This window comes from Streptomyces spiramenti, from assembly GCF_012034385.1.
In the GTDB taxonomy this organism is placed as follows: Bacteria; Actinomycetota; Actinomycetes; order Streptomycetales; family Streptomycetaceae; genus Streptomyces; species Streptomyces spiramenti.
This window is the reverse complement of sequence record NZ_JAAVJB010000270.1, coordinates 1-5,856: the sequence shown is the minus strand read 5'-3', so window position 1 is coordinate 5,856 and position 5,856 is coordinate 1. Positions and strand designations below refer to the sequence as shown.

Annotated in this window: 5 protein-coding genes; 4 read left to right on the top strand and 1 reads right to left on the bottom strand. The window is 74.4% G+C overall.

All coding sequences use genetic code 11. From position 1 onward, the window contains the following. The first annotated feature begins 280 nt into the window (after positions 1 to 280). From HCJ92_RS21285 to HCJ92_RS21270, 4 genes are all read left to right on the top strand, one after another. On the top strand, positions 281 to 2,572 hold the full coding sequence (locus HCJ92_RS21285) for an MMPL family transporter (RefSeq protein ID WP_167935233.1): 2,292 nt from the start codon (positions 281 to 283) through the stop codon (positions 2,570 to 2,572). After that, positions 2,544 to 3,071 (top strand): hypothetical protein, encoded by a 528-nt coding sequence (locus HCJ92_RS21280; RefSeq protein ID WP_167935232.1) that lies wholly within the window; start codon positions 2,544 to 2,546, stop codon positions 3,069 to 3,071. Before HCJ92_RS21285 ends, HCJ92_RS21280 begins: the two co-directional genes overlap by 29 nt. Then, positions 3,068 to 3,847 (top strand): SDR family oxidoreductase, encoded by a 780-nt coding sequence (locus HCJ92_RS21275; RefSeq protein WP_167935231.1) that lies wholly within the window; start codon positions 3,068 to 3,070, stop codon positions 3,845 to 3,847. The genes HCJ92_RS21280 and HCJ92_RS21275 overlap by 4 nt, the downstream gene beginning before the upstream one ends. A gap of 88 nt (positions 3,848 to 3,935) precedes the next feature. Further along, complete coding sequence (locus tag HCJ92_RS21270; protein ID WP_167935230.1) at positions 3,936 to 4,379, top strand: SRPBCC family protein; 444 nt, start codon at positions 3,936 to 3,938, stop codon at positions 4,377 to 4,379. A 78-nt stretch (positions 4,380 to 4,457) separates the two neighbouring features. Here the strand turns inward: HCJ92_RS21270 and HCJ92_RS21265 are convergent. Then, positions 4,458 to 5,856, bottom strand: a 1,399-nt coding sequence (locus HCJ92_RS21265) for a serine/threonine-protein kinase (protein WP_476718363.1), incomplete at its 5' end; no start/stop codon positions are given.

Below are 5,856 nucleotides of genomic sequence, written 5' to 3'. Positions count from 1 at the left end.
CCCGTCGACCGCAAGCGCCATGGCCCGCACCGGATCGCCGCCGGCGGCCGACGGGCCGTCCCGCCCGACGCGCCCGGGGGACGTGCGACGACCACCGGCACCGGCGCCCGGTCCGGCGGTGGCGTGTGACCGCCGCCGACCCGCAGCGCCTGGTGCTGATGGCGCTCCTGGCGCCGTTCGCCGGGCGCGTCCCGCCCCTGGTCCTGCCCGCCGGGCAGCCCACCTCTTCTCGGCCCCCGCACGGGCCGCCCCTCACCCACCCTCCTGGGAGGACCTCCCGATGAACCGCCTCTCCCGCCTCGCCGCGGCCCGGCCACGCACCGTGATCGCGGCCTGGCTGCTGGTTCTGGTGGCCGCGCTCCCCTTCGGTCTGCAACTCGGCGACGCCCTCAAGGCCGGGGGCTTCTCCGACCCCCGTGGCGAGTCGGCGCAGGCGCAGCAGACGCTGGAGCGCGCCTTCGACGAAGCGGCCAACGCCCTGCTGGTGGTCCTGCACGACCCGGGCGGCGACGTCACCGGGGCCGTCGCCACCGCCCGCGAGGCGGCGGACCGCGACGGTGTCTCGGCGATCACCGACCACCGCGACGAGCCCGCCTGGCTCTCGCAGGACAGCCGCACCACCTTCCTGGTGGTCGGCTTCACCAGTGACAACACCACCGTGCAGAACCTGGTGCCCGCCCTCACCGAAGACGTGCGCGCCGCGGTCGGGGAGAACGCGGAGGTCCACGTCACCGGAGCGCCCGCGCTGGACTACGCGCTGAACATCCACTCCAAGGACGACGCGACGCGTGCCGAACTCATCGCCTTCCCGGTGCTGTTCGTCGTGCTGCTCCTGGTCTTCCGCTCCGTCGCGGCCATGGCCGTTCCGCTCGTGATGGCCGGCGTGACCCTGGGGATCACCCAGGCCATCGGCTACGGCTTCACGCGGCTCACCGACGTGAACAGCCTGTTCGTCAACATCGTCACCATGGTGGGTCTGGCCGTCGCCGTGGACTACTCGCTCTTCGTGGTCAAGCGGTTCCGCGAGGAGCTGGCCACCGGGCGGCCCGTCCCCGAGGCGCTGGACCGCTCGATGCGCACGGCCGGCCACTCCGTGCTCTTCGGCGGCCTCGCCGTCGTCGTCGCGCTGGCGGCGCTCTTCATTCCGCGGGCGATGTCCTTCACCTCCATCGCGCTGGGCGGCACCGCCGTCACCGTGGTCGCGGTGCTGATGGCGCTCTCGCTGCTGCCGGCGGTCCTCACCCTCCTGGGCCACCGCATCGGATGGGGGGCAGTACCGCTGGACCGGGTGACCGCACGGCTGCGGCCCCACTCCCGGCGGGGCGCGTCCGCGCCGCGGGCGGGCCGGCTGCCGGTGGCAGCGCGTCGGCCCGCCGTGGTGCTGGCCGCGCTGACCGCCGGGTTCGCCCTGCTGGCCTTTCCCGCGACCCAGCTGACGCTGCATGTGCCGGCCGCGAGCGCCGACATCCTGCCCGAGGGCGACAGCGCGCGCACCGGGGCCGAGCTGGTGGCCGACGAGATCGGGTCGCGCGACGTGTTCCCGGTGACCGCCGTACTGTCGGCCCCGGCGGAGAACGCCGGGCAACTGCTGCAAGCCGTAGCAGAGTTCGCCGATCGTGCCGCCGCGGCCGACCACGTCGACGAGGTACGCGCCGTGACCGGGCTCGGCATCGCCGACAGCGATCTGCCGAGCGTGCTCGACGGCACCGCCGACTCACCCGCGCCCGAGGTCACCGACGCCCTGTGGGCCACCGACGGCGACCGGGTGGTCTCCCGGGTGGCGGTCCTCACCGACGCCGACCCGGACTCCGCCGCCGCCCATCATCTGGTCGAGGAGCTCCGCGAACCGCTCGGCTCCTCGGCCGAGGGCGTCCAGATCCAGCTGGCGGGTGCCACCGCCACCGGCGCGGACTTCGACCGGCTCGTCCTCGACTCTGCCCCCATGGTGGTGATCTGGGTCGCGGCGCTCAGCCTGCTGATCCTCTCCATCGCCTTCCGAACGCTCCTGCTGCCGGTCCTCGCACTGGTCTTCAACCTCATGGTGGTGGCCGCCTCGCTCGGGGTTCTCGCCCTGATCTCGACCGATGCGGAGAACACCGTCAACAGCGTCACCCCGCTGGTGCTGTTCGCCGTGATGTTCGGGCTGAGCATGGACTACATGGTGATCATGTTCTCGCGCATGCGGGAGATGTACGCCGACGGCGCCACCCACCGCGACGCCGTGCTGGGCGGGCTCGCCCGCACCGCGGGGATGATCAACGGCGCCGCCGCCATCATGATCGCCGTTTTCATCTCCTTCACCAGTGCCGAGATCAGCATCGTCCGCGAGCTGGGCATCAGCCTCGCCGTCGCCGTGCTGCTCGACGCGGTGGTCGTGCGACGCCTGGTGATGCCGGCCGCCCTGCTGCTCATCGGCGAGCGCACCTGGGGAGCGGCACGGCGCGGCGACGCGGTGGCGCCGCGCCCGGGGGACGGCGACGGCCCCACCGACCGAATCACCACGCAGGCCGCGGCGGGGGAGCCGCTTCCGGGGGAGGACACCGATGCACACGACAGAGCGCTCGTTCGCTGACGTCACGGTCGTACTGGAGGGCAGCGGCCGGGTCCAGTGGCGGCCACTGGGGTGCCGCGGCCTGGCCGCCGCCACCGGGATCTGGCCGACACCCGCCCAGCGCGCGGCCCTGGAGCAACGGTTGGCGGTGGGACACCTCCTGGTGGTCGTCGCGGACGCCCCGTACGCGTCGGTGGATCTCATGCCGGAGGAAGTGCCGCATCTGGCAGCCGAGTTACTACCCGAGCTCCGGCTCGACCCCGACGGCTTCGGCCAGCTGCGGGTCACCGCGTTCGACTGGATGCCGGAGGCCGCAGCCGCCTGCGGCCACGGCTTCCTCCGCCGGGCGGCCGACCTGAGGTCGGCCCCCGGCGGGGGCCTCCTGCCCGACCTCCTGCAACAGGAGGCCGTCACCGGCCAGGTCAGGTTCGTCCACCGGGCAGGCCACCGGCCCCTCACCCCGGCCCAGTTGGCAGACCTCGCCGCCACCACCCGACGACTGACGGGAAGCACACTGTGACCACCGACCAGGACGCCGGCGCGGCCGGTGCCGCCTCCCCGTCTCCCCCGACCTCCGACCCGCCGGTGATCGCGATCACCGGCGCGGGCCGCGGCCTCGGCCTGCTCACCACGGCCGAACTACTCCGCCGCGGCAGCCTGGTCATCGCCAACCACCGCTCCGAATCGGAGGAGTTGCGGCTGCTGACCAAGGAGTTCCCCGACCGGCTCGTGATGCTGCCCGGCGACATCGGCGAGGAGGCCACCGCGGTCGCACTCGCCGGAGCGGCACGAAAGCTGGGGCGGCTCGACGCGGTCGTCCACAACGCGGGGATCGCCCGCGACGAGGCCCTGGTCCGGATGCCCGCAGAGGACTGGGACCTCGTCCACCGCACCAACGTCCGCGGCGCGTTCCTGGTCACCAAGCACGCGCTGCGCCTGATGATGCGGCGCCGCACCGGCCGCATGGTCTACGTCTCCTCCGTGGTGGCCCACACCGGCAACCCCGGACAGGCCGCCTACGCCGCCTCCAAGTCGGCGCTCCAGGGGCTCTCCCAGTCGGTGGCCCAGGAGTACGCGCCCTACAACATCCGCACCGTGGTCGTCTCCCCCGGTCTGCTCGACACGGGGCTGGCCACCCACATCCCCGACGCCCACCGCTCCCGTCTCCTCTCGCACTCGCTGGGGGGTGAGACCGACGCCCGGCACACGGCCGCACTGATCGCCTACCTCACGACCCCCGAGAGCGCGTCGATCAACGCGACCGTCGTCCGGGCGGACGGCGGCATCCGCTACTGACGGCCCGAAGCGGGGCGGCGCCCGCGGTACCGGCGCCGCCCCGGCTGCCCGCACCACCGCACCCACCGCACCCCCGAGGAGGCACATCGTGAACGAACAGCAGAGCGTGCGACGGCTGGCAGGCAGCCGCGACGCGACCCGCGCCATCCTGCTGGACCCCGGCGCCCTGCCCGAGTGGAACCCCGCGATCACCGGCCTCACCCTGCCGCCCGTCGTCGGCACCTCCCGGGAACGGCCGACCGTGGGCCACCGCTACCCCGTCACCGGCGTGCGCGGCCTGCGCGGCCACCTCTCCTACACCGGGATCGACGAGGACCGGATCACCATGCGGATCTCCCTCAACGGCCTGACCGAGGACAACTGGTGGACCCTGGTCGAGGCGGACGGCGACGCCCCCGCGACCCTCGTCGGCCACGGCATCTCCCACCGCGGCCCGCTGGCGCTGCTGCTGTCCGCGGCGTTCCGCGGTGTCTGCGACCTGCGACTCGACCGACTCGCCGCGCGGCTGCGCACGGCGGGCCACCCCTGCTGACCCCGGTCGGCCCCCGCCGCTCGGGCGCGGACGGCGCCCCCCCCGTGCCGCGGACGGGGCGGGCCGCCCGCCGCAGGGTCAACCCACCCGGTAGCTCTCGGCGATGGTCGGGAAGACATCGGCGATGGCGTCCCGGTCGTCCTCGGTGCCCTGGACCATGACCACGTGGTAGTCGTCGCCGATGAGCATGGCGCGGTTGCGGACGAACTGCCGTCCCTCCCCGCCGTCCCAGAGGAAGTCGCCCTCCGCCAGGGCGACCTGGCCGACAGTGATGCTCCGCAGGCTCCCCGAGGAACGCCACGGCGCGTCGCGGTAGCCCTGGAGTTCGGGCTGGCTCTGGAGCTGGTACTCCATGGGAGTGTCCCCGAACTCCGCCGAGCCGTCCCGGCCGGGCACCACGGTGAGGACCAGCCCGTCACCCTCGAAGGTGACCTGTCCGTCCGGCCCGGTACCGCGCTCCCATCCCTCGGGCAGTGCCAGACCGAAACCGGCGTCGTCGCTCACCGCCTCGAAGCCGTCGGGAGCGGGGACGGGCTCGCCGGTCGCCTCCGGGTCGTTGCCGGTGTCGTCCGGCTCCTCGCCGGAACCGTCCGGCGCGGGCCCGCCGTCGCCGGAGGGAGCACCGCCCGGGGAGGCGGTGTCGCGCCGTTCGTCCTCGTCCGGCATGAAGAGCAACGCGAAGGCCATGGCACCCGCGACGAGGCAGAACACGGCGACGAGCAGCAGCCTGCCGAGCGCCCGGGGGCTGCCACTGCGGCGCTTCCGCTTCGAGACGAGTTCGCCGCGGTGGCGGACGATGGGCAGCCTCGTCGGGTCGGACGGCCGCCCGGCCTCCAGCATCGGCGGCAGCGTCACCGTGCGGCGCCCGACGTCGGGTTCGGGGGCGGAGCGGATGATCGAGCGCAGCCAGCCCCGCAGTTCCTCCTCCCGGGGCCGCTCCGTCGGGTCCTGCCGCAGCAGCGACTCCACGACGGGCCGCAGCGCGCCGCACTCCTCCGCGAACGCCGGCTGTTCGGCGATGACGGCCTGGACCAGCTCGGCGACGCTGTCCTCGGGGTAGGGCGGGTGGCCCTGCACCGCGCGGAACAGCAGCGCGCCGAGCGCCCACAGGTCGGCCGCCGGGCCGACGGGCGGGGACAACCGCCAGTGCTCGTGGACCGGACCGGCCTGTTCGGGGGCCCAGCGCTCGGTGACGGCGCCGACCGTCGTCATGCGGGCCTGGCGGGCCCGGTCGGCCGCCAACGCGTTGTCGGGGCCGCGGTACCGTCCCGCGGCACCCGGGACGATGCCCGTGCCGGCCTGCCGCTCCGGCACCGTCTCGGCTTCCTGCACCGGGATCTTCGGCAGCCGCTCGGTGACCGCGTCGCGCGCGGGCGGCAACGCGGGGGTGGCCCGGGAGAGCGGGTCACGACCGGGCGCCGGGGGGCGCGGCGGGGCGGCCTCCCAGCCGGTGGCGACCGCGCGGCTGGGCGAGGGG